Origin of the sequence: Paenibacillus lactis (genome assembly GCF_017873605.1) — a bacterium.
GTDB lineage: Bacteria > Bacillota > Bacilli > Paenibacillales > Paenibacillaceae > Paenibacillus_AQ > Paenibacillus_AQ lactis.
In genome coordinates, this window is sequence record NZ_JAGGKI010000030.1 from 1 (window position 1) to 22,977 (window position 22,977).

Here is a 22,977-nt window from a genome sequence, read left to right on the forward strand (position 1 = left end):
TGGAAGTGCAGCAATGCATGGAGCTGACCAATACTAATCGGTCGAGGGCTTATCCTAAAAGCTTTCTGAAAGAAAGCTCGCTACGGAAGCATAAAGATAAACCCACCAAAGTGAAGAAAAGCTTTGAAGCTGATTCCGATTACTTTGGCGGGGCCCGGAAAGATCTGAGGATCTGAAGGGATAACGCTACGGATTCTAAACAACGCAAAGACGTTTCGTATCTAGTTTTCAGGGTTCAATCTCTGAAACTGCATAATAAGTTATGATGGAGAGATACCCAAGTGGCTATAAGGGGACCCTCTGCTAAGGGGTTAGACTGCGTAAGCGGTGCGAGGGTTCGAATCCCTCTCTCTCCGCCATTGATATAACTTGAATGCATAGGAATTTGTTATGGCGGCGTAGCTCAGCTGGCTAGAGCGTACGGTTCATACCCGTGAGGTCGGGGGTTCGATCCCCTCCGCCGCTACCATACATATTCGGAGGCTTAGCTCAGCTGGGAGAGCATCTGCCTTACAAGCAGAGGGTCGGGGGTTCGATCCCCTCAGCCTCCACCATGAATATTTTGTGCGTCCTTATATGCGCCGGTGTAGCTCAATTGGTAGAGCAACTGACTTGTAATCAGTAGGTTGGGGGTTCAAGTCCTCTCGCCGGCACCATCTAAAATGCGGAACTGTGGTGTAGAGGCCTAACATGCCTGCCTGTCACGCAGGAGATCGCGGGTTCGAATCCCGTCAGTTCCGCCATTTTATTTACCAGCATAAAAGTGAATCGGTTTCCACAGATTAAAGTGGGAAGTGTTACACTCCGCACTTTATTTTTATGCCAATTACATATGGCTCGGTAGCTCAGTCGGTAGAGCAGAGGACTGAAAATCCTCGTGTCGGCGGTTCGATTCCGTCCCGAGCCACCTTTATATTTTGGAGGATTAGCGAAGTGGCCAAACGCAGCAGACTGTAAATCTGTTCTCGTACGAGTTCGGTGGTTCGAATCCATCATCCTCCACCAGTATCACGAGCCATTAGCTCAGTTGGTAGAGCACCTGACTTTTAATCAGGGTGTCGAAGGTTCGAGTCCTTCATGGCTCATCTCAAAAGTCGTCAACATTGTTGGCGGCTTTTTTGTTGTTCTTCTGTTTTTCTAGGCTTGAGTTGTAGGGGGATTTGAACGGGAGAAGGGGAAGCTTACCGTCCGAGCGTCGACGCTGATCATCGTGCAACAGTCATCATTAGACCGAGCGCCGCGAGAGACACGCGGTAAGAAGATTTGTTGAGGCTACCCGCATGATATTGTCGCTCCCGGCGGTTCGTGTGCTAAAATAAGAAAAAAACGATAAAGTGGTGGGGACATCAATGGAGATGGAGCACATCGTTCAGCAGCTGGAGCAGACCCTGGGCATATCCCTGAGATTGAAAACATTGAATGAGCAAGAATATGGAGAACTCGCTAAGGCGCTAGCGGCTTCTCAAGATGATGCGGTGAGTATCGGCGGGTCACAAGGCAAGCGGTCGACTCAATCCAAGGCGAAAAGTCCTCAATTTCAGCACGGACAAGCCAGGTCCATGACGCTAACGGCAGCCGGTGCCTATGACAACGAAGCACTCGGTGAGATTTGGATCCCGATCCAAATGCAGAAACCGGGTATCGTGATTGCAGCGGCCCGGGGGGATTTAACCGTTTCGGAAATCCGGCTCATTGAGCTATGGCTCTCCACACTGCGAGGAGCCTCATCTTTAAATGCCAAGAGCGGTTCTAAAGCTGAGGAGGAGCGTTCTGCACAGCAGCTGGGCGCATGGCTGAAGGAGTGCTTGGAAGCAGGTGAGCAGGTTGCCGAGCTGCCTGAAGAGCTGCCGATCCGTTCAAGCCTGTCGGCGGATATGGTGCCGTTTCTGCTCCTGAATGAAAGCGAACATGCCCCGGCCCCGAGCTATAAGGCATTGCAGCGACTATTACGGAGCTATTTTGACGGAGACATTGTACTTGTGCCGCTGCATGAGAAGGAATGGCTCATTCTGGCAGAGCAGCAGCTGCTGGTGGGCATTGTGGATGATAAAGAAGAGCTTACTGCCGAAGGGGAGCAGGACTCGCTGGCCTTATTCTGTATGGGGCTATACGAGCTGATCTCTACGGAATGGGTCGGGGACTTTCATATATCGGCCATACCTTCCGTAAATGCCTTACACGCCCTTCCGCAGGCGGTGAACATGCTGAGGGAAACGATGACCATCGGGCGTACGTTTCAGGTTAAGGAACATATACACCTGTCGACCGGGCTTCATTTAGAACGTTTGGTATACAGTATTCCCGAATACCAGCGCAATTTATTTTTACGAGAGTATGCCGCCGGTCATACCGATCTGTTCGAGGATAGCGAGACGTTATCGACGCTGGAATCCTTCTTCGAGCTGGACTGCAACGTCAGTGAGACGGCCAAGCATCTGTATATCCACCGGAACACGCTGCTGTACCGCCTGGATAAGATCAAGCAGGAAACGGGGCTGGACGTTCGAAGCTTCAGCGATGCGGTATTAGTGAAAATAACACTGCTATTGTATAAAGTGACGAAAAGGAAATAGGTTTTTTGTGCAGATTGTGTATAGCAAGTCAGGTGCCCATCAGGTAATATAATATTATAAATTGTATTCGATTTCATAACTTTCCTAAGAGGGGGCAAATGCACATGGCAGGTGTACGCTTAGAGCATATTTACAAGAAGTATCCAGGTGCGGATAAAGCAACGGTAATCGACGTGAATCTTGATATTAAAGATAAAGAATTCTTGGTATTGGTAGGTCCGTCCGGTTGCGGTAAGTCCACAACGCTGCGTATGATCGCAGGTCTTGAGGAAATTTCCGAAGGTAAACTCTACATTGGCGACCGCGTCGTTAACGATGTAGCTCCTAAAGATCGTGACATCGCGATGGTGTTCCAGTCCTACGCGTTGTATCCGCATATGAACGTATATCAGAACATGGCATTCGGCCTGAAACTCCGTAAAGTGAAGAAAGACGAAATCGACAAGCGTGTACGTGAAGCAGCAAAAATTCTGGATATCGAGCATTTGCTGGACCGCAAGCCGAAGGCTCTCTCCGGTGGTCAGCGTCAGCGCGTTGCCTTGGGCCGTGCGATCGTCCGCGATCCGCAAGTCTTCCTGATGGACGAACCGCTTTCCAACTTGGATGCGAAGCTCCGCGGTCAGATGCGTGCAGAAATCACAAAGCTGGTTAAGCGCCTTGAAACCACTTGTATCTACGTAACGCACGACCAGACAGAGGCCATGACGATGGGTGACCGTATCGTCGTTATGCAGGATGGTATCATTCAGCAAGCCGACTCTCCGGAGCAGCTGTACAACAACCCAAGAAACCTGTTCGTTGCAGGCTTCATCGGTTCCCCAACCATGAACTTTATTAACGGTAAGCTGTCCGAGCAGAACGGCGGCGTATACTTTACTGCCGATGGACTGAATGTACAGGTTCCAGGCGGTAAGGCACAGCTTCTGAAGAATAAATCGATGATCGGCAAGGAAGTTATTATGGGTGTTCGTCCAGAAGATATCCATGAAGAGCCAGTATTCCTGGAAGCTTCCCCGAACACAATCTTCACGGCTAAAGTTGACGTTACAGAGAACCTCGGTCACGAGATGCTCTTGTACCTGAGCGGACTTGGTACGGATACCGTAATCGGCCGCGTTGACGGACGTTCCACTACTCGTGAAGGCGACAATGTGAAATTGGCTATCGACATGAACAAAGTTCATATCTTTGATAAAGAGTCCGAATTGAACGTATTGGTGGAGGACTAATCCCCAAGGCAGAAACGGCTAACTCTTGAAAAACCGCCCCTCAAGGGCGGTTTTTTTAGGTATTCGATGAGGGTGACCATGATATGAAATCAGCAGCATGAGCGATAACCTGAATTGCAATCCTTGGTTTTTTTCGATAAGATAAGCACAAAGCAGGGCCTACATCACGAATGCTAAGAATAGGATTGAGACAGCTGCGTACTAAGGCCACATCATTGCATGATGAAGTTTGGCATCGCCGTAAAACCGGCGACAACCGATGAAACAAATCATGGATAACGGGTCTTTCAGCCTATTAAGGCAGGCTTCGTTATGATGTTTACATACTGGATGAAGAGGGGTAAGACCATGGCCAAGAAAGTAAAAGTGTCCGAGCTGGTCCAACAATTCCAGCTGGAGGTCATTTCGGGCGAGGAGGGCTTGAAACGTCAGATTACAACGGATGATCTTAACCGCCCGGGTCTAGAGATGGCAGGTTATTTCGAATACCATCCGCGTGAGCGCGTACAGCTTTTGGGACGGACAGAGCTGGCATTTTTCGGTATGCTCAAGCCTGAGGAGCGAAAGGAGCGGATGCGCAGCCTGTGCACGGATGAAACACCATGCATTGTCGTAACCCGTTCCCTGGAAGTGCCGGAAGAGTTAGTTGAAGTCAGCAAAGAGAAGGGCTTGCCGGTGCTGCGGAGCAGTATGGCAACTACCATTTTAACAAGCCGATTTACGAGCTTCCTAGAGCGTCGACTGGCTCCGACGACTACGATCCACGGCGTATTATGCGATGTGTATGGCGTAGGGATGCTTATCACCGGTTCAAGCGGGATCGGGAAAAGCGAGACCGCCCTGGAGCTGGTGAAGCGGGGACATCGCTTAATTGCGGACGATGCGGTGGAGATTCGCCAAACCTCCGATTTTCAGCTTCATGGCACGGCGCCGGAGTTAATCCGTCACCTGCTGGAAATCCGCGGAGTCGGCATTATCAACGTCATGACATTGTTCGGCGCCGGTGCCGTCCGGAACAACAAACGAATCACGCTGGTCGTTCGTTTGGAGGCCTGGCAGCAGGATAAGCAGTATGACCGTTTGGGATTGGATGAAGAGACGACACGCATTATTGATACCGACATTCCTCTAGTGACCATTCCGGTTCGTCCTGGGCGTAACCTTGCGGTTATTATTGAAGTTGCGGCAATGAATTACCGATTGAAGCAAATGGGACTCAACGCGGCACTTCAGTTTACGAACAAATTAACAGCAACGATTAACGAAGATATGGATGACTTGGATTAGGACTAGGGGAGGTTAAGTTATGACGCAAACATTACTTATCGATCCAGTGGCGTTCTCCATTGGATCGCTGAGTGTTCATTGGTATGGCCTGATTCTGGGCTTAGGCGCATTGGTCGGGCTGCTCTTGGCCATTCGGGAAGGGAAACGGTTCGGTATTCCGCAGGAATTTTTCATGGATCTGCTGCTGCTTGGGGTTCCATCCGCAATCATTGCTGCACGTATTTATTATGTGGCTTTCAAGTGGGAAGACTACAAGGATAATTTCCTGGACGTGTTCAAAATTTGGAATGGCGGGATCGCCATTTATGGTGCGCTGATCGGCGCCGTTATTTGCGCTGTCATTTATGTGCGCAGGAAAGGCTATTCGTTCTGGCGGATTGCCGATATCTGTGCGCCGTCCTTGCTCGCCGGTCAAATTATCGGACGCTGGGGAAACTTTGTGAACCAGGAAGCGTACGGCGGACCGGTAGAGGAGTCCTTTTTGCGCAACACGCTGAACCTGCCGGATTTTATCGTCAATCAAATGAATGTGCAGGGAGTCTTTCATCACCCGACCTTCCTGTATGAGTCGTTATGGAACGTTGTCGGCATCATCCTGGTCCTGATTATACGGAGACTTCGGTTTCTGCGGGCCGGCGAGCTGTTTATCGGTTACTTTATCTGGTATTCCATCGGGCGGTTCTTTATCGAAGCTGTTCGAACGGACAGCTTGGCGTTCCAGGGAGCACAACCCGTGGCAGACTTCATCAACAATACGCTGTGGGCTCCAATGAGATGGATGGGCTTCGAGCTCGGGTATCTGGACCCGGCTTATGGCAACATCCGGATATCGCAGCTCTTGTCGATCCTGCTCGTGATCGGGGGCATTGTGCTCATTATCGTGCGGCGGGTGACGGGAAAAGCCAACGAACGGTACCTGGACCCGATTGTCTCCACAAAGGCAGTCTCCGAAGCGCCAGAAGCCGACCCGCAAGCCGGGAAGAGTCCGGTTTCGGCTGCCAAGGCTTCTGAGCCGGTGTCCGCAAACCGAACCGATAAGGTGCAGGAAGACGCTAACGTCAAAATCCAGGAGGAGGATCGCCCCGCAACCCCGCGCGATTCGGGCAATGGGGAGTCTGATTCGTATACAGAGGATCCGGCCTTGAAGCCGGACACGGAGGATAAAAAGGAGTAGCAGCATGATTGAAACCGTACTGTTTGATTTGGATGGCACCATTATCGATACCAATGAATTGATTATTTCATCTTTTCTCCATATCTTCGAGTCCCGACAGACGGGTCCACTGACGCGGGAACAAATCATTCCCCATATGGGGACGACGTTGGAGCAGCAGCTTCAGGCTTTCTCCGGCGCGGAGGATGTGAGTTCCTTCGTTCAAGCGTACCGCTCCTACAACGCGCTTCATCATGATGAGATGGTGCGAACGTTCCCTCACGTAAACGAAGTGGTGGAGCGACTCTATAAACATGGACTTGCACTGGGCGTCGTTACCACGAAGATCCGGCCATCGACCATGATGACGCTGGAGAAATATGATCTGGAGCGGTTTATGTCTGCGATTGTGACGGTAAACGACGTGGAGCATCCGAAGCCGCATCCCGAGCCCGTGCTGACTGCGGTGGAGCGGCTGGGAGCAAACCCGGAGACGACCCTCATGATCGGCGACAGCCCGGTGGACATCCAGTCCGCCAAAGCGGCAGGCGTGAAGGCCGCAGCCGTGGCCTGGTCGCTTAAGGGGGAGCAGCAGCTTCAAGCATACGAACCGGATTACATCATTCGGGATATGAGAGACCTGTATGACATCGTAGGACTTCCTAAAGAATAGGAGTTTGGGGCAGCATGGCCAGAAAGTTAACCCGTTACCCGGTCGAGGGACCGAATGCGCTGTGGCAGATCTATCGCACGGTCAGTCCGTTTAAAGGTGTCAAGAATTTCATTTTCATTCAGCTTGCCCGTTATTGCCCGATTCTTCCAATGAAGAACTGGATCTATCGCCGTATGCTGGGCATGACGGTCGGCAAGCATACCGCTTTCGGATTGATGGTTATGGTGGATGTGTTCTTTCCCGAGAAAATCACGGTCGGCGAGAATTCGGTGATCGGGTACAACACGACGATCCTCGCGCACGAATACCTGATTAAGGAGTACCGTCTTGGCGAGGTGCGGATTGGAGAGAATGTGCTGGTCGGTGCCAATACGACGATTCTGCCGGGCGTTACGATCGGGGACGGCGCGGTAGTTGCAGCCGGTTCCGTTGTACATAAAGACGTTGCTCCCGGGGCATTCGTAGGGGGAAACCCGCTGCGAGAGCTGGGAAGGGCAGCAGCGGAAAACGAGTCAATATGAGGCAATGCGGCAGGAATGGTTCCCATTCGACAGGATTTATTGTAGAATGATAGAGGATCGTCAAGAAGCGAACTTATAGTCCCTTGGGTATGATGCGCCTTGAGGGACTTTTTTGTCGGTTCCGAAGCGTGATACATGTAAAAAGATATGAAAAAATGGATACAAGGAGGCGACGCTCGACATGTCTGCTACGCTGATCAAGAAGGAGCGGCTGCCGCAGTTGGATATTTACCGCGCGTTAGCGATTCTGGGCGTGCTGCACGTTCATGCGACATCCTTTGCCACGGTCGATGCAATTGATTCGAGATTTTACTATATTATTAACTTCATCAATATCTTCTTTAAATATGGAACGCCTTCGTTTATATTTCTGAGCAGCTTCGTTCTGTTCTATAACTATGCGGACCGACCATTGACTAAAGAATTAATCGGGAACTTCTATAAACGGCGTTTGTTGTACATTCTGCTCCCGTATTTGCTGTTCTCGATCCTGTATTTCTTTGTCCGGATGTATCAAAACGGCTACTTGGGCCCGTCATTTGATTTGTCGGCACAGCTGCCGGTCTTTTTCGAGCGATTGATTCGCGGTCAGAACTACACGCACTTATACTTTGTGTTTATCAGCTTACAGTTCTACATTCTGTTTCCGATCTTCCTGGCACTGTTCAAGTCTTCCCGTTTTCTGGTCCGGTGGGCCGTGCCGATCGGATTCCTGCTGCAGTGGGCGTTTATTATCTGGAATAAATACGAGCTGCGGTACGAGTTTAAAGGAAGCTTGGCCATTTCCTATTTGGCTTATTATATGCTTGGTGCATTTCTTGCTATGCATTATGACAAGTTTAAGGACTGGCTTACCTTATCCTGGTGGAAGCAAAGTGCAAGGCAGAAAGCCGGAACGGTTGTGCTATGGGGAGGCTGGCTGTTCATGGCGCTGACGCATGTGCAGATCTGGTACAACCAACGCTTGCACGGAGCCAAATACGATTCCCTGCTGTACGAGCTGCTCTGGAACCTGCATACCATCTTCTCCGCACTCGTCCTGATGCAGCTGGCCAACTGGCTGTACCACGGCGGCTGGAAGTGGCTCGTGAAGCTCTTAACACGAATCGGCGAGCTGTCTTTCGCCATCTACCTGGTTCACCCGTTGTGGCTGTTCCTTTATCGGGAGCTCGATCCGAAGCTGAACCCGGTAACCGACGATTATTTGATCTGGGTCTATGGCGGAATGGTAACCGCGCTGATCGTAAGCGGGCTGGCCGTACAAGCCTTTATGCGGTGGATTCCTGGGGCTTGGGTGCTGCTCGGAAGCATTCCGCGTTCGCTCAAGCGGGCTCCTAAGACACCGGCGCCGTCCCATTCGAAGGACACAGTTACCGGTGACAGCCGAAAATCGGTGGATCTCTAATCCGAATACTGAACTGCGAAGTAAAGAGAATGCTGCACTCATGCGAACCGTCCGGGAATCCGGACGGTTTTTTTTGCGAGTATATGGGGTAAAAAAATCGTGCGCCCGAGTAATGTGTTTGCATTCCATTGACGATAAGGTTACATTCATGGTAATATAGCCAATATTATTCTTTATCTTATTAGCAAGTTAACACTTTACCATATTGAAGTAAATCGCAAAACGGACTGAATTTGAGGTGGGATCATGTCTAAACCGAAGGGCTTCGAGAAACCGGCAGGCGTCCGGGATTATCTCCCGCATGCGGTCGCCAAGCTGCGCCGGATCGAGCGTGAGGTGCTGGCTTGCATGGATCGCTGGGGATACCGGCAAATTATGACGCCGACGATGGAATATTACGATACGGTAGGCGTGGCTAGCTCCACGTCGGACCAAAAGCTGTTTAAGCTTCTCAATAAACGGGGCACCACGATGGTGCTGCGGTCGGATCTGACTGCGCCCATCGCCCGGGTTATGTCTTCGCTGCTGAAGGATGAGCCGCTTCCGGTTCGACTGTCCTACCATGCGAATGTGTTTCGGGCAATCGAGGAGGAGGCTGGGAGAGAGGCGGAATTTTTCCAGACCGGCGTTGAGCTTGTCGGCGACGACTCACCGGAAGCGGATGCCGAGGTTATCGCGCTGGCGATTGAATCATTGCGGGCTGCCGGGGTAGAACGGTTCAAAATCGCCATGGGACATATGGGGTTCCTGAACGGTCTGCTGCAGGAGGTACTCCCGGAACGGACGGAGGATCAGGAAAATCTGAAGCAGGATCTGCTCAATCGCGACTACGTCGGCTACAGGGGAACCATCGCCGGGTTGAAGCTGGAGGCACGGCAGCAGGAGCAGCTGGAAGGCATTCTCCGGCTTCGCGGAGGCAAAGAGATCGCCGAGCAGGCATTGGAGATTAGCAGCAATCCGCTAGCGCGCTCCTCCATTGAGCACATGGGTCATGTGTGGGAAGTGCTGGAGGCTTACGGGGTATCGGGACATGTAATGATCGATTTGACGCTGCTCGGAGACTTCTCCTATTACACAGGGATCACGTTTGAAGGGTATGCCGCAGAGCTGGGATCGCCTGTGGCGAACGGCGGTCGTTATGACAAGCTGTTGAAGCAGTTTGGCCGCGATGTTCCGGCTACCGGATTTGCGCTGAAGACCAATCGGATTCTGGATGGCGTTCCAGGCGCGGCGATGGAAGAGCCGCTCCCGATCCTGGTCCGCTATACGGCGGAGTGCCGGGAGGAAGGCTTGGCCAAAGCGGCGAAGCTGCGGGCAGAAGGCCTCACGGTAGTAACATCGTTGATTCGTGAGAACGATCAGACCGAGCACGTCGGAGGCTCATCAGGCGCAGCAGGCAGCTTACTGAACAAAGGCTACCGGGAAATCATTACACTAAAGTAGTCCCGGCGGAGTAGAATATGCGAGATTTAGAGCTTCAATCAAGGTTAAGTCAGGAGGATTGAACGTGACGGAAACGTTGAAAGTAGCGATGCCCAAAGGGCGTATATATAAAAAAGCCTCCGCGCTGTTCCGTTCAGCCGGACTGCCGATTCCCCTCGATGTGGATGAGACGCGGAAGCTGGTCATCCCATTGCCGGAAGCCGACATGGAATTCATTCTGGCCAAGCCGGTCGATGTGCCGACCTATGTCGAGTATGGCGTAGCCGATATCGGCATTGTCGGCAAGGATGTGCTTCTGGAGGAGAACAAGGATGTCTACGAGCTTCTTGATTTAGGCATTGCAAGATGCAGGATGTCCATCATCGGGCTGCCGGACTGGAAGCCCGGCATTCACCAGCGGGTCGCAACCAAGTATCCGAATGTGGCCTCCCAGTATTTCCGCGAGCAAGGACAACAGGTTGAGGTTGTCAAGCTGAACGGCTCGATTGAACTCGCGCCTCTGATCGGTCTGGCAGACCGCATCGTGGATATGGTGGAGACCGGACAGACGCTTAAGGAGAACGGATTGGTTGAAATGACGAGCCTGTTCGAAATTACAAGCCGTCTTATTGCGAACCGCGTCAGCTACCGAATGAAGAATAATGAAATTCAGGCATTGTGCGACCGGCTGCAGCAGGTTATAACGGAAGGGCAAGTTAACCGCTAAAACGGCTTGGCGTATAGGCAGCAGGGTATACGAATCGATAAAGAAGAAACACCACGTAAGAAATCGGACATCAGCGTTACGTCAGGAATCAAGCGGGATAGGGGGAGATCATGGTGAAGGTAGTATCAGCATCCGACTTTCAATTGAATCGGGAAAATGACTATGGCACACCGGAGCAGAATGAAATCGTCAAAACGATCGTACAGGCGGTGCGGACCGAAGGCGATGCCGCGCTGCTGCGGTATACAGAGCAGCTGGACCGGATCCGGTTGACGGCCGGGCAGCTCCGCGTTACGGACGAAGAGCTGCAGGCCGCTTATCAGAAGGTAGAGTCATCGTTCGTGGAAGCGATCCGGGCGGCGGCGGACAATATTCGCGCCTTCCATATGAAGCAGAAGCGGAATTCATGGATGGACGTTCAACCGGACGGAAGCATACTCGGGCAAATTATCCGCCCTTTGAAGCGGGTCGGAGTATATGTACCCGGGGGCAAGGCGGCATATCCTTCGTCGGTGCTGATGAACGTCATTCCGGCTCAGGTGGCCGGCGTTCCCGAAATCGTCATGGTAACCCCGCCATCCACCGGGGGAGAGGAAGGGATCAACCCTTATATTCTGGTAGCTGCCGCGGAGGCCGGCGTTACGGAATTGTACCGCGTAGGCGGCGCTCAGGCGATTGCCGCATTGGCCTACGGCACCGATAGCATAGCTCGAGTGGACAAAATTTGCGGACCGGGCAACATATTTGTGGCGCTGGCGAAACGCGAAGTGTATGGCGCCGTCAACATTGACAGTCTTGCCGGACCGAGCGAGATTGCCATTCTGGCGGATGACACGGCGGAGCCTGCTTATATCGCGGCTGATCTGCTGTCTCAGGCCGAGCACGACGAAATGGCCTCGGCTATCCTGGTGACGCCGTCCCGCAAGCTTGGCGAGGCGGTCGCCGCTGAGGTGGAGAAGCAGCTGAAGCTTCTGCCGCGGCGCGATATCGCCAGAGCATCCATCGACCAATATGGCGCGGTCGTAGTTACGGAGTCCCTGGCTGAGGGGATCGAGCTTATCAATCGCCTGGCGCCGGAGCATTTGGAGATCGTCACCGAGGAGCCGATGTCGCTGGCCGGGCGGATCGAGAATGCCGGAGCCATATTCCTCGGCCCGTACAGCTCGGAGCCGGTGGGGGATTATTTTGCAGGACCGAACCATATCATTCCGACCAACGGCACGGCGAGATTCGCGTCCCCGGTGGATTTGGACGACTTCATTAAGAAGTCGAGCCTGATTTATTACAGCCGGGAGGCGCTGCTTGCTAACTGCGAGCAGATTATGGAGCTGGCAAGGCGCGAGGGGCTGGAGGGCCATGCCCGGGCAATCGCCATCCGGCTCGAGCAGGAACGCTAATTATACCGGTTATAGCAGGGATGCTAATTATACCGTATAACGATCATGACACAAGACTATATAGGGGGTATCATCGTGAGCAGTTTTGAAGCGGTAGGCCGCACCGCCAGTGTGAGCCGAACAACGAATGAAACGGACATTACCTTAAAGCTGAACGTAGACGGAACCGGAGTTTCCGAGCTGGAGACGGATGTTCCCTTCCTTAACCATATGCTGGATTTGTTTACGAAGCATGGCCATTTCGATCTCAGCGTGAAGGCCAAGGGCGACATCGAAATTGATGATCACCACACGGTTGAGGATATCGGCATCTGCCTTGGACAGACCTTGCGGGAAGCGCTCGGGGACAAGCGGGGCATTAAACGATACGCGAGCGTATTCGTGCCGATGGATGAGGCGCTGGCGCAGGTGGTCGTTGATATCAGCAACCGTCCGCACTTCGAATATCGGGCCGAATACCCATCCGGGCAGGTTGGATCGTTCGATACCGAGCTGGTGCACGAGTTTCTCTGGAAGCTGGCGCTTGAGGCGCGGATTACGCTGCATGTCATCGTTCATTACGGACAGAATACCCATCATATGATCGAAGCGGTGTTTAAAGCGCTCGCCCGTGCCTTGGACGAAGCGACCAGCATCGACCCGCGGGTGACGGGCGTGCCATCCACGAAGGGAGTGCTCTAACCTCTATGGCAATTGCAATCGTCGATTATGGCATGGGCAATCTGCACAGCGTCAGCAAGGCAGTGGAGCGGCTCGGCTTCGAGCCGCTTGTCACGGGGGATCGTGAGGAGCTTCTGTCTGCAGATGGCGTAATTCTCCCGGGGGTCGGCGCGTTCGGAGATGCGATGGAGCAGCTGCGGCAGACCAGGCTGGATGCGGTCATGAAGGAAGCTGCCGCTGTTGGCAAGCCGCTGCTTGGAATTTGTCTCGGCATGCAGCTTCTGTTCAGCCGGAGCGAGGAGCATGGGAACCATGAAGGGCTTGATATGCTGCCCGGCTCGGTTGTCCGGTTTGCCGGAGGCGATTATAAAGTGCCGCATATGGGATGGAATGCCCTGCAGTTTCAGAAGCCGGAGCACCCGCTGCTGGCCGGGCTTGAGGAAGGGCATGTGTATTTTGTTCACTCCTACCATGTCCTCCCTGAGGCGCAGGAGGATCTGCTGGCGGTGACCGATTACGGTCAGCCGGTAACGGCGATTGTCGGCCGGGGCTCCGTATACGGCATGCAGTTTCATCCGGAGAAGAGCGGGGAGCTCGGCATGAGCCTGCTCCGTAATTTCTTAGCTTTAACCTAAATTGAATGGAAAGTGGGTATGGGGATGTCCTCTTTTATCATATATCCGGCCATCGATATTCGCGGCGGAAAATGCGTTAGGCTTGTGCAGGGCGATTACAACCAGGAAACGGTGTACAACGACAATCCGCTGGAAGTGGCCAAGTCTTGGGAGTCACAGGGCGGATCGTTCATCCACCTCGTCGATTTGGACGGAGCTAAAGCCGGCCATCCGGTCAATGATGAGATTATCGGAAGCATTGCGTCGAGCGTCAATGTGCCGGTTCAAGTCGGCGGCGGCCTTAGAACCTTGGCGGATGTGGAGCGGCTGCTCGGACTCGGCGTCAGCCGGGTGATCATCGGTACGGCAGCGATTGAGGACCGCGCTTTCACAGAGGAGGTGCTCGGCCGGTACGGCGACAAGGTCGCGATCGGAATCGACGCCCGGAACGGATATGTCGCAACACGGGGCTGGCTCGAAACCTCCGAGGTGCAGGCCGAAGTATTAGCGAAGGAGCTGGCAGCCAAAGGCGCCGAGACATTCATCTTCACGGATATTTCCCGCGACGGGATGATGCAGGGCCCGAACGTGGAGGCCATTGTAGCGCTGGCTAAAGCAAGCGGACGTTCGGTCATTGCCTCGGGAGGCGTAACCCGGCTTGAGGATTTGCTGGCGCTGAGCGCACACCGCGAAGACGGCGTTGGCGGTGCCATTGTCGGCAAAGCGCTGTATACGGGCCATATTGACCTGGCCGAGGCGGTTCAGCGAATCGGGTAAGGCCCGCGCTGCAGGATGATGGAGGGATTCGTTGGATTTTGCTCAAAAGTAAAAGCCAAGTGGTCCTGATGGGTGATCGGTTCATAGGGATTCGAACGCCATGGTATCGATCATATGTTGGTTAACAGGGGGAGGAGACGAAACCATGCTGGCAAAACGGATTATCCCTTGCCTGGACGTAAAGGACGGGCGGGTAGTAAAAGGCGTTAACTTTGTAAATCTCCGCGATGCGGGAGATCCTGTGGAGCTCGCAGCGCTGTATGATCGCGAAGGTGCAGATGAGCTGGTGTTCCTGGACATTTCGGCCTCGGTGGAGGGGCGGGCGACGATGGAAGAGGTCGTGCGGCGGACGGCCGGGGAAATCGCGATTCCGTTTACGGTTGGCGGCGGCATCTCCTCCGTGGATGATATGAAGCGGATCCTTCGCGCAGGTGCGGACAAAATCGGGATTAACACGGCGGCGGTTAAGCAGCCGGAGCTGATCTCGGCAGGGGCACGCAAATTCGGCTCCCAGTGTATCGTGGTGGCGGTCGACGCCAAGTACAACGAGGACTGGGACGAATGGGAGGTCTACACGCACGGCGGCCGAACGCCAACCGGTATCAAGGCGCTGGATTGGGTGAAGCAGGCGGAATCCTTAGGGGCAGGCGAAATTTTGCTGACGAGCATGGACGCGGACGGAACGAAGGACGGCTTCGATCTGGCCTTAACCTCAGCCGTATCATCGGCTGTTCGGATTCCGGTTATCGCCTCCGGCGGTGCGGGTGACGAGGAGCACTTCTACGATGTGTTTACGAAGGGCAAAGCCGATGCCGGGCTGGCGGCAACCATTTTTCACTATAAAGAAATTTCCATTCCCGATTTGAAAGGGCAGCTTAGAGTAAAAGGAGTGAATGTACGGTGAGCGAGGATATAGGAAAGGATCTGATCCTGGAGCAGGCAAGCGAATATATTCGCTGGGATGCGGCCGGCTTGGTGCCGGCGATCGTGCAGGATGCAAGCAGCAAGCAGGTGCTGATGATGGCTTATATGAACCGGGAATCGCTCAAGCGGACGCTGGAGAGCGGCGAAACCTGGTTCTGGAGCCGTTCCCGCGGGGAACTATGGCATAAGGGCGCCACTTCGGGCAATACTCAAGCGGTGGTCTCGATAGCCTATGACTGTGACGGGGACACGCTGCTGGTGCAGGTGGAACCGAAAGGGCCCGCCTGTCATACCGGGGAAACGAGCTGCTTCTATCGGGAGATAAAGGCCGGAGACACGACACAAGGCCATACTGACAGACAGGCAGCTGCTAGTGACCGGTTCGCCGTGCTGGCCGAGCTGGAAGAAGTCATCGCGCAGCGTGAGGTGGAACGGCCGGAGGGTGCCTATACGACCTATCTATTCGATAAAGGCGTCGATAAAATCCTGAAGAAGGTCGGCGAGGAAGCCTCCGAAACGATCATCGCTGCCAAAAATAAGGATAACGCCGAGCTGAAGCTGGAGGTCAGCGATCTCATCTACCACCTGTTGGTTCTTCTGCAGGAGCGGAAGCTTCCGCTTGATGAGATCATGGCCGAGCTGAGCCGCCGTCACGAACGTCCGCGCCGCGATTAGGGGGGAGTATCGATGCATATCGATTATCATACGCACCATGTCCGCTGCGGACATGCGGAGGGGCGACTCGAAGAATATGTGCAGCGTGCGATTGAGCTTGGCTACGATCAGCTTGGCTTATCGGATCATATGCCGCTCATTCACGTTGACCCTGCTTCCTATTATCCCGAAATGGCGATGCCCATGGAGGAGCTCCCCCGATACGTAGAGGAGTGCCTCCTCCTAAAGGACCGTTACCAAGGCCAGATCGATATCCGGATCGGACTGGAAGGGGACTATATCGAAGGCTATGAGGAGCAGATCGAACGGATCATCGCCGAGTATCCTTGGGATTATGTCATCGGTTCGGTTCACTTCCTGGGCGAGTGGGACATCACGGATTATCGCCAGACCCAAGGCTGGGAAGGGAAGGACCCGCTCGAGGTGTACCGCCAATATTACGATGCGGTGCAGAAGGCCGCAGCGACCGGATTCTATGATATTATGGGCCACCTGGATGTGATCAAACGGTTCGGCTACGGACCGGGCAAGGAGCAGGCGGACGAAGTGATCGCTCTGGAAAACGCTGCGCTTGCAGCCGTCGCCAAAAGCGGCAAGGCGATAGAGCTGAATGCTTCCGGCCTATCCAAGGCCTGCGAGGAGATGTTTCCGAGCCGCCGTATGCTGGAGGAAGCGATTGCGCTTGGCATTCCGCTGACGCTCGGCTCGGATGCGCACCAGCCCGGGAAGCTCGGGGAGCATCTGGATAAGGCACGGGCGCTGCTGGCTGATCTGGGGGTACGGCGCATTGCGACCTTCCGCGGGCGAAAGCGGGAGATGGTGCCTTTGGATGGTCATTTTTTGAATGATGAAGAAAACGATGTATAATAAGATATATAGATATTGATCGGGACATGCTCGTACGGACGGCTGTTCTCCTCCCCGATGCTCGCGAGGTGCGGGCCTTGCGGGGAGGGGGCAGCCTGATTTCGCGACAGCGCTTTCCTAATCGACGGGTGTGCAGCATGCGCCTAAACCATTTATTGTGTCAGGAGGTCCCCATGTATCGTACCCTTCGATTGTTCGCCGGAACGTCCAATCCGCAGCTAGCCGAAAGCATCAGCCGGCAGCTGGGCGTGGAGCTGGGTAAGATTAAAATTTCCCGCTTCCAGAGCGGCGAAATCTACGTTCACTACGAGGAGAGCATCCGCAATTGCGATGTGTTTCTCCTGCAGTCTTTTTCCCAGCCTATCAATGAAATGTTCGTTGAGCTGCTGGTCATGATCGATGCGGCCAAGCGGGCTTCGGCAAGAACAATCAATATTATCGTACCCTACTACGGGTATGCGAGACAGGAGCGCAAGTCGGCTCCGCGTGAGCCGATCTCCGCTAAGATGGTGGCTGATGTGCTGACGACAGCCGGGGCGAACCGGGTGATTACGATCGATCTGCATGCGCCGGCCATCCAGGGCTTCTTCAATATTCCGGTGGATCATCTGACAGCGCTGGATCTCATTACGGAGTATTTGAAGACGAAGAACATCGAGCAGCCGGTTATCGTGTCCCCGGACGCAGGCCGGGCGAAAACGGCGGAGAAGCTGGCGAGCAGGCTGGGATCCCCATTCGCGATCATGATCAAACAGCGGCCGGCCCATAACGAGTCGGTCATTACGCACGTGATCGGCGATGTGGCCGGCCGCACGCCTATCATCATCGAGGATCTGATCGATACCGGCACCACCATCGTCCAGGTCGTGGAGGGACTTAAGGAGCGCGGGGCGAAGGATGCGATCGTCTGCGCGACGCACGGCCTATTCTCCGGCGAAGCGCTGGACCGGCTGGATCATGGCCATATTGCAGAAATTGTCGTAACGGATTCGATCGTGCTGCCGGAGCATCACTGCCGGATGCGGCTGAAAGTACTGTCGGTTGCGCCGATGCTGGCGCAGGCTACCCAAATTATACTTGAGGGCGGATCCATCGCCACTTTATTCAAAGACGCCGGTGTGTAAGCTGGTGTCTTTTTTCTGCAAATGATGTTGTAACTTGTGTTATACTGTTCTGGATAGAGGAGCAAGTTAAAAGGAGGTGCCTTGCTTTTCGTGAATGGAAATCCATACGGGTCGAGTGACCCTAACAACATTATATCTATCGAAATGAATGCGAACTTTTTCTTCGATCGGGCGGTTCGCTCGCTGGATCGTTACCAATATGACAAGGCGCTTAAATATTTTCGCAAAGCTGTTGAATATGAACCGGATAATCCGGTGAATCATTGCAATATGGCGGGTATATTATCAGAGACGGGAGATTATAAAGCTTCGAACGAGGTGCTCGCCCACATTTTGGAGCAGGTCGATCCGTCGATGACGGAATGCTTTTTCTATATGGCCAACAACTATGCCAATATGGAGCAGTTTGAGAAAGCGGAGGAAGCGCTGGTCACTTATCTGGAAGAAGACCCGAACGGGCAGTTTCTGGATGAGGCGGAGGAGATGATGGAGCTGCTGCAGTATGAGCTCAATCGTCCTGCCAAGCTGAACCGCATCAAGAGCCGGGAAGGCGTCGTTGAGCATGAGCATGCCCGCGCTTTGCTGGAAGAGGGCAAATTCGCGCAGGCGGTGAAGCAGCTGGAGGAGATTGTGAAGGAGCATCCGGATTTCCTTGCCGCGCGCAACAATCTGGCGCTTGCCTATTATTATATGGGACGATTCGATTCGGCGAAACGGACGATCGGCGAGGTGCTGGATCAGGAGCCGGGGAATCTGCACGGCTTGTGCAACCTGGCGATCTTCTATCAGCATGAGGGAGACGTGGAGCAGCGCGACCGTCTGATGGACATGCTGCGCATCACGGTGCCGTTTCACCTGGAGCATGTATTCAAGCTGGCAACGACGATGGGCATTCTTGGGCAGCATGAGGTGGCATACGGCCATTTCCGGCGGCTGCTGAAGCATGAAGAATTTAGTTCCGATCCAAGCGTGTATCATTATACCGCCGTGGCTGCCTGCAATATCGGCCGTTACGAGAAGGCGGAGCAATACTGGCGCCATGCCGCGATGCTTGATCCCGAGTCGGTCATTCCCGATTTCTACCTGGCTCAGCTCCAGAAGCGCAAGGAGACGGGAACCGATCAAATGAAGGTCAGCTATCACTATCACTTGCCGTTTGAGGAGCAGTTCAGACGGTGGGAGCAGGATGGGGATCAATTGACCGAGGAAGCGAAGCAGAATCCGCTGATCCGTTCTTCATTCTTCTGGGCGCTCCGGCATGGTGATCCGCAGACGAAGCTGCAGGTTATCCGTACGCTCGAGCTGATTGCCGATGAAGAGGTGCAGCATGCGCTGCAATCCTTCCTTCAGGAGCCTGGGGAGAAAGCGGAGCTGAAGACGGCTGCCCGCCTTGTGCTGCAGCATATGGAGTCGGCAAGCAACCGGATTGCGGACCGCAGGGAAGACCGCGACGGCGCTCCGGTCAAAACCCGGGAGGTGCTGCCCGACTGGCTGCCTTCCTGGAAGGCAGTTCTGGAGAGAGCGGAGCAGGCGATGGACATGCGGTCCGATGCCTTCTTGAAGAAAGAGATGGAGAATCTTTGGACCGACTTTCTCAGCCGTCTGTATCCGGACATCCCGAACATCCGAAACGTAGAGGGCTGGGCGGCGGCGCTGGAATATTGGACCGCGAAGAAGCGCGGACGCAATCTGACCTACGAGGAGGTTGCCGTCCGTTACGGGATTTCGCCTTCGACGGTCAGCCGGTATGCACGTCAAATTAACAGTGTTTGCGGGGACGAGGCGCAATCGGATCATAATTTCCGCCCATTTACAGAGAATATTTAAGTATGGGTTAGCGAATCAATGGATCAGAGGATAGGCAAGCGTTCCTGTTGCATCATGGAATCGCGGTTAAGTCATGAATAGGATGTAGAAGCATTCAATCACCCTATATACTAGGAGGCTGTATCTATGTATAAATCCATCGTAATCGGAACCGGGCCTGCCGGATTGACGGCAGCCATCTACTTGGCACGCGCAAACCTGAAGCCGCTCGTCATCGAGGGCATGCAGCCCGGCGGGCAGCTGACAACCACGACCGAAGTTGAGAACTTCCCAGGGTTCCCGCAAGGTATCATGGGTCCGGAGCTTATGGACAATATGCGCCAGCAGGCGGAGCGCTTCGGAGCCGAATTCAAGAGCGCTTGGGTGGAGTCCGTTGATTTCTCCGAGCGGCCGTTCAAGGTGAACGTTGAAGGAATGGGTCAGCTTCTGGCAGAGTCGGTCATTATATCTACCGGCGCATCCGCCAAATATCTGGGCATTCCGGGCGAACAGGAGAATGTAGGCCGTGGGGTAAGCACCTGCGCGACTTGCGACGGCTTCTTCTTCCGCGGCAAAAAGATCATCGTCATCGGCGGCGGCGACTCCGCAATGGAGGAAGCGAGCTTCCTGACGCGCTTTGCTTCCAGCGTTACGGTGGTTCATCGCCGTACGGAGCTGCGCGCTTCGAAGATTATGCAGGATCGCGCCCGGGAGAACCAGAAGATCGAATGGGCACTCGACCGTACGCCGCTAGAAGTCGTGACCAGCGAAACGGGCGTGAAAGGCCTGAAGGTAAGAAACAATGAGACCGGCGAAGAAGAGCTGATCGAAGCCGAAGGCGTGTTCGTGGCGATCGGCCATACCCCGAATACCGGCTTCCTCGGCGGTCAGATTACAACGGATCCGACCGGCTATATCCTGGTTAAGCCAGGCACGACCGAGACGAATATTCCAGGCGTATTTGCCTGCGGCGACGTGCAGGATACGCGGTATCGTCAAGCAATCACCGCAGCAGGCACTGGTTGTATGGCTGCGATGGACTGCGAGAAATTCCTCGAAGGCCATATGGTGCATGACTGGAGCGAAACGCTCAACCCATAATAGAGGTTGTTCAAACAGCAGGAAGTTCGAAGAAGCCCCCGAGCTTACAGCGCCTTACGGATGTCGACGACAAGTCGCCATGTCCGGGGCAGCCGAAGCCGGGGGCTTTGTTGTGCATGATGCGGATCTCAAACTTGTGGATCCATCCGTAAGTCATTGCCTGAACAAACTTGCAGTTGGACCTTAACGTAACCCGTTAACCGCCGCACTTCCAATGTCCGATGAAAGCCGTGAGAAGGGGTCCGGGCCAGGCAGGGTAGAGTAAAGCCGAGCCGGCCGGAACTCCAACTACAAGCTGATCGCTTTATTGGCGTTCTTGACGTCGTTCGAAAGCAGCTGCTTCAGATTGTAGGAAGGGTACAAGCCCCGTTCATACATGAAGTAGTACACTTTCCCGTGCAGCTCAATCGCTTTGTTCAGCTGCTTCTGCAGCGTCTCGCGAAGGCTTGGGGTCGCGGTTTCGGTAATGGCGATCGCGTAATTGCGGACCGACGTTTTGGCGAAGCCGAGCAGATGGCCGGCATAATAGGCGGTCAAATCAGCCTCGGACAGCTTGCGGGTGCCGACAGGGGCTTCCGGGAAATAGTGAAGCAGCTCTTTCAGGTTGTTTTCCACGCCTTGGATCGCCTCGATGTACAGGCTGTGCAGCTGCGGGTCTTGAATATCGCCGAGCGCCATCTTGAACCCCATCAGGTTGTTAGCTTGGAAGGCCGTTAATTCGTGCATCTCGAGCGTCTCATGCCACGCCAGATGCTTGGGATTATGCTTCATATCCTCTCTTGTCTCCTCCATGTGATGAAATATGTGATAGCCTATTCAATCACGCGGAGGAAGGTGCCTATCCTGCCGGAGTTCTTAGGAGTTTATAGATCCTGGGATAGCCGTACCATATCCCGCAGCCGCATCCCGTTCTCGTAAATCTCTTCTTCATAATGCCGGACGAAAAAATCCCGGTCGATCTCCGTCATGCGGAAGCCGCACTTTTGGTACAATGCGAGCTGGGCGACACCGGTGCTTCCTGTACCGACCTCAATGGTGGCGAATCCGAGCTCTTTAGCCTGACTGACCGCATGGTTGACCAGCTGCTTGCCGAAGCCTTGGCCGTGCCGCTCTTCCGCTACGGCGACATTGACGAGTTCGACGGTATCGGGCCGCGTAGGCAGCAGAACATATACGCCGATAACTGCGGAATCGACTTCGCCGACGTAGCAATGTCCCCGATGGATATAGTCCTCCACCAGGCGCTTTGAAGGGTCCGCGAGCAGCAGCAGATCCATGGGAGGCGTTTCACCAGAAATAAGCCGTCGGATGTTCATAGCGTCGTCTCCTTTCATCTTCCACTTCCAATCTCGAAATCGAAGCATTATGTTTGCTATTTTATCACAAAAAAGGGCTCGCTCACGCTTCTCATGCAAGCAGCGCCCGCCCCGTGGCTTCTTGTGCGAGTGGAGCAAGCGCATGGCTTGTCGTCCGAACGTCGATGCTGATCATCGTACCAGCAGTGATCATTAAATCACGCGTCGGGAGAGGCACGCGGTAAGAATACCAATTAGCGCCTCCACACTCGGCTGCAAATGGGAATCGGGAAAGGCGCTAACTCTTGCACCTGAGCGGATTCCCTCGAAAAATGCCCCAGGATAAACATAGCGATCCGAATTCGCTCATACATAAGGTATAGGATGATTTATGACAAGGGAGGACTTGCGCTTGAACAACTATGGATTTTACGGATACCCGCCGCCGACCGGATATTCGCCGAGCAGCTTCTATTCTGCCCCCCCCACGACTACTGGGTACCATGCACCGCGAACATTGGCTGTTCCGCAGCATGTCAATTACGTAACCCTTGTAGAGCCAATGTTTATGGACCATCTGCTCAAGCATAAAGGGGCCAAAATTACCGTCGTAACGACAGCGGGAAAAGTAGAGGGCATCCTCTCCGGGGTCGCCGCAGACCATATCCAGCTGACCGTCGGGGATAACAAGGCGCTGCATATTCGGTTGGCACAGGTGGTGTACTTTGAAGGGGTTCCCTATTAGCA

The 22,977-nt window shown here is 54.0% G+C and carries 22 protein-coding genes and 8 tRNA genes; 28 read left to right on the forward strand and 2 right to left on the reverse strand.

Features of this window, described 5'->3' with window-relative positions; genetic code table 11:
• The first annotated feature begins 267 nt into the window (after positions 1–267).
• The 27 genes from J2Z18_RS28615 (at position 268) to trxB (ending at position 20,935) form a co-directional block, all read left to right on the forward strand.
• Positions 268–359, forward strand: a tRNA-Ser gene (locus J2Z18_RS28615).
• Positions 360–392: 33 nt separating this feature from the next.
• Positions 393–469 (forward strand) — tRNA-Met (locus J2Z18_RS28620).
• Positions 470–478: 9 nt separating this feature from the next.
• Positions 479–554, forward strand: a tRNA-Val gene (locus tag J2Z18_RS28625).
• A gap of 26 nt (positions 555–580) precedes the next feature.
• Positions 581–656 (forward strand) — tRNA-Thr (locus J2Z18_RS28630).
• Between the two features lie 10 nt (positions 657–666).
• Positions 667–743 (forward strand) — tRNA-Asp (locus J2Z18_RS28635).
• Between the two features lie 91 nt (positions 744–834).
• Positions 835–907: transfer RNA gene (locus J2Z18_RS28640), tRNA-Phe, on the forward strand.
• 12 nt (positions 908–919) lie between these two features.
• Positions 920–1,005: transfer RNA gene (locus J2Z18_RS28645), tRNA-Tyr, on the forward strand.
• A 7-nt stretch (positions 1,006–1,012) separates the two neighbouring features.
• A tRNA-Lys gene (locus tag J2Z18_RS28650) sits at positions 1,013–1,085 on the forward strand.
• A 264-nt stretch (positions 1,086–1,349) separates the two neighbouring features.
• Positions 1,350–2,573, forward strand: a complete 1,224-nt coding sequence (locus J2Z18_RS28655; protein WP_007132959.1) for a PucR family transcriptional regulator — start codon at positions 1,350–1,352, stop codon at positions 2,571–2,573.
• 104 nt (positions 2,574–2,677) lie between these two features.
• Entirely contained in the window at positions 2,678–3,802 is a 1,125-nt protein-coding gene (locus J2Z18_RS28660; protein WP_007132960.1) for an ABC transporter ATP-binding protein, read from the forward strand.
• 348 nt (positions 3,803–4,150) lie between these two features.
• On the forward strand, positions 4,151–5,089 hold the full coding sequence (hprK, locus tag J2Z18_RS28665; protein WP_007132961.1) for an HPr(Ser) kinase/phosphatase: 939 nt from the start codon (positions 4,151–4,153) through the stop codon (positions 5,087–5,089).
• Between the two features lie 19 nt (positions 5,090–5,108).
• A complete protein-coding gene (gene lgt, locus J2Z18_RS28670) occupies positions 5,109–6,263 on the forward strand; it encodes a prolipoprotein diacylglyceryl transferase (RefSeq protein ID WP_007132962.1) in 1,155 nt (384 codons plus the stop codon).
• Positions 6,264–6,267: 4 nt separating this feature from the next.
• On the forward strand, positions 6,268–6,915 hold the full coding sequence (ppaX, locus tag J2Z18_RS28675; RefSeq protein WP_007132963.1) for a pyrophosphatase PpaX: 648 nt from the start codon (positions 6,268–6,270) through the stop codon (positions 6,913–6,915).
• Positions 6,916–6,929: 14 nt separating this feature from the next.
• Positions 6,930–7,436, forward strand: coding sequence for an acyltransferase (locus J2Z18_RS28680; RefSeq protein ID WP_007132964.1), 507 nt, complete (start codon positions 6,930–6,932; stop codon positions 7,434–7,436).
• A gap of 181 nt (positions 7,437–7,617) precedes the next feature.
• Positions 7,618–8,841: an acyltransferase gene (locus J2Z18_RS28685; protein ID WP_007132965.1), complete on the forward strand. Its 1,224-nt coding sequence runs from the start codon at positions 7,618–7,620 to the stop codon at positions 8,839–8,841.
• Between the two features lie 246 nt (positions 8,842–9,087).
• Positions 9,088–10,284: an ATP phosphoribosyltransferase regulatory subunit gene (locus tag J2Z18_RS28690; RefSeq protein ID WP_007132966.1), complete on the forward strand. Its 1,197-nt coding sequence runs from the start codon at positions 9,088–9,090 to the stop codon at positions 10,282–10,284.
• A 64-nt stretch (positions 10,285–10,348) separates the two neighbouring features.
• Positions 10,349–10,990, forward strand: coding sequence for an ATP phosphoribosyltransferase (hisG, locus tag J2Z18_RS28695; protein ID WP_007132967.1), 642 nt, complete (start codon positions 10,349–10,351; stop codon positions 10,988–10,990).
• A gap of 113 nt (positions 10,991–11,103) precedes the next feature.
• Positions 11,104–12,387, forward strand: coding sequence for a histidinol dehydrogenase (hisD, locus tag J2Z18_RS28700; protein ID WP_040740360.1), 1,284 nt, complete (start codon positions 11,104–11,106; stop codon positions 12,385–12,387).
• Between the two features lie 75 nt (positions 12,388–12,462).
• Positions 12,463–13,068: an imidazoleglycerol-phosphate dehydratase HisB gene (gene hisB / locus J2Z18_RS28705; RefSeq protein WP_007132969.1), complete on the forward strand. Its 606-nt coding sequence runs from the start codon at positions 12,463–12,465 to the stop codon at positions 13,066–13,068.
• Between the two features lie 5 nt (positions 13,069–13,073).
• The gene (gene hisH, locus J2Z18_RS28710; RefSeq protein WP_007132970.1) at positions 13,074–13,682 is read left to right on the forward strand and encodes an imidazole glycerol phosphate synthase subunit HisH; all 609 of its coding nucleotides are present in this window, start codon (positions 13,074–13,076) and stop codon (positions 13,680–13,682) included.
• A gap of 24 nt (positions 13,683–13,706) precedes the next feature.
• Positions 13,707–14,438, forward strand: coding sequence for a 1-(5-phosphoribosyl)-5-[(5-phosphoribosylamino)methylideneamino]imidazole-4-carboxamide isomerase (gene hisA / locus J2Z18_RS28715; protein WP_210095683.1), 732 nt, complete (start codon positions 13,707–13,709; stop codon positions 14,436–14,438).
• A gap of 145 nt (positions 14,439–14,583) precedes the next feature.
• Positions 14,584–15,342, forward strand: a complete 759-nt coding sequence (gene hisF, locus J2Z18_RS28720; RefSeq protein WP_007132972.1) for an imidazole glycerol phosphate synthase subunit HisF — start codon at positions 14,584–14,586, stop codon at positions 15,340–15,342.
• Positions 15,339–16,037 (forward strand): bifunctional phosphoribosyl-AMP cyclohydrolase/phosphoribosyl-ATP diphosphatase HisIE, encoded by a 699-nt coding sequence (gene hisIE / locus J2Z18_RS28725; RefSeq protein ID WP_210095684.1) that lies wholly within the window; start codon positions 15,339–15,341, stop codon positions 16,035–16,037. Before hisF ends, hisIE begins: the two co-directional genes overlap by 4 nt.
• Before the next feature lie 12 nt (positions 16,038–16,049).
• Positions 16,050–16,904: a histidinol-phosphatase HisJ gene (gene hisJ / locus J2Z18_RS28730; protein WP_210095685.1), complete on the forward strand. Its 855-nt coding sequence runs from the start codon at positions 16,050–16,052 to the stop codon at positions 16,902–16,904.
• 173 nt (positions 16,905–17,077) lie between these two features.
• Complete coding sequence (locus J2Z18_RS28735; RefSeq protein ID WP_007132975.1) at positions 17,078–18,028, forward strand: ribose-phosphate diphosphokinase; 951 nt, start codon at positions 17,078–17,080, stop codon at positions 18,026–18,028.
• Between the two features lie 90 nt (positions 18,029–18,118).
• The gene (locus J2Z18_RS28740; protein WP_376773076.1) at positions 18,119–19,855 is read left to right on the forward strand and encodes a tetratricopeptide repeat protein; all 1,737 of its coding nucleotides are present in this window, start codon (positions 18,119–18,121) and stop codon (positions 19,853–19,855) included.
• A 126-nt stretch (positions 19,856–19,981) separates the two neighbouring features.
• On the forward strand, positions 19,982–20,935 hold the full coding sequence (gene trxB / locus J2Z18_RS28745) for a thioredoxin-disulfide reductase (RefSeq protein ID WP_007132977.1): 954 nt from the start codon (positions 19,982–19,984) through the stop codon (positions 20,933–20,935).
• Positions 20,936–21,223: 288 nt separating this feature from the next.
• Here the strand turns inward: trxB and J2Z18_RS28750 are convergent, their stop codons facing one another.
• Positions 21,224–21,706 (reverse strand): spore coat protein, encoded by a 483-nt coding sequence (locus J2Z18_RS28750; RefSeq protein ID WP_144878565.1) that lies wholly within the window; start codon positions 21,704–21,706, stop codon positions 21,224–21,226.
• A gap of 92 nt (positions 21,707–21,798) precedes the next feature.
• The gene (locus J2Z18_RS28755; protein ID WP_210095686.1) at positions 21,799–22,251 is read right to left on the reverse strand and encodes a GNAT family N-acetyltransferase; all 453 of its coding nucleotides are present in this window, start codon (positions 22,249–22,251) and stop codon (positions 21,799–21,801) included.
• Between the two features lie 391 nt (positions 22,252–22,642).
• Here J2Z18_RS28755 and J2Z18_RS28760 point away from each other — a divergent pair, with 391 nt between their 5' ends.
• The gene (locus J2Z18_RS28760; RefSeq protein ID WP_210095687.1) at positions 22,643–22,975 is read left to right on the forward strand and encodes a DUF2642 domain-containing protein; all 333 of its coding nucleotides are present in this window, start codon (positions 22,643–22,645) and stop codon (positions 22,973–22,975) included.
• Positions 22,976–22,977 lie beyond the last annotated feature (2 nt).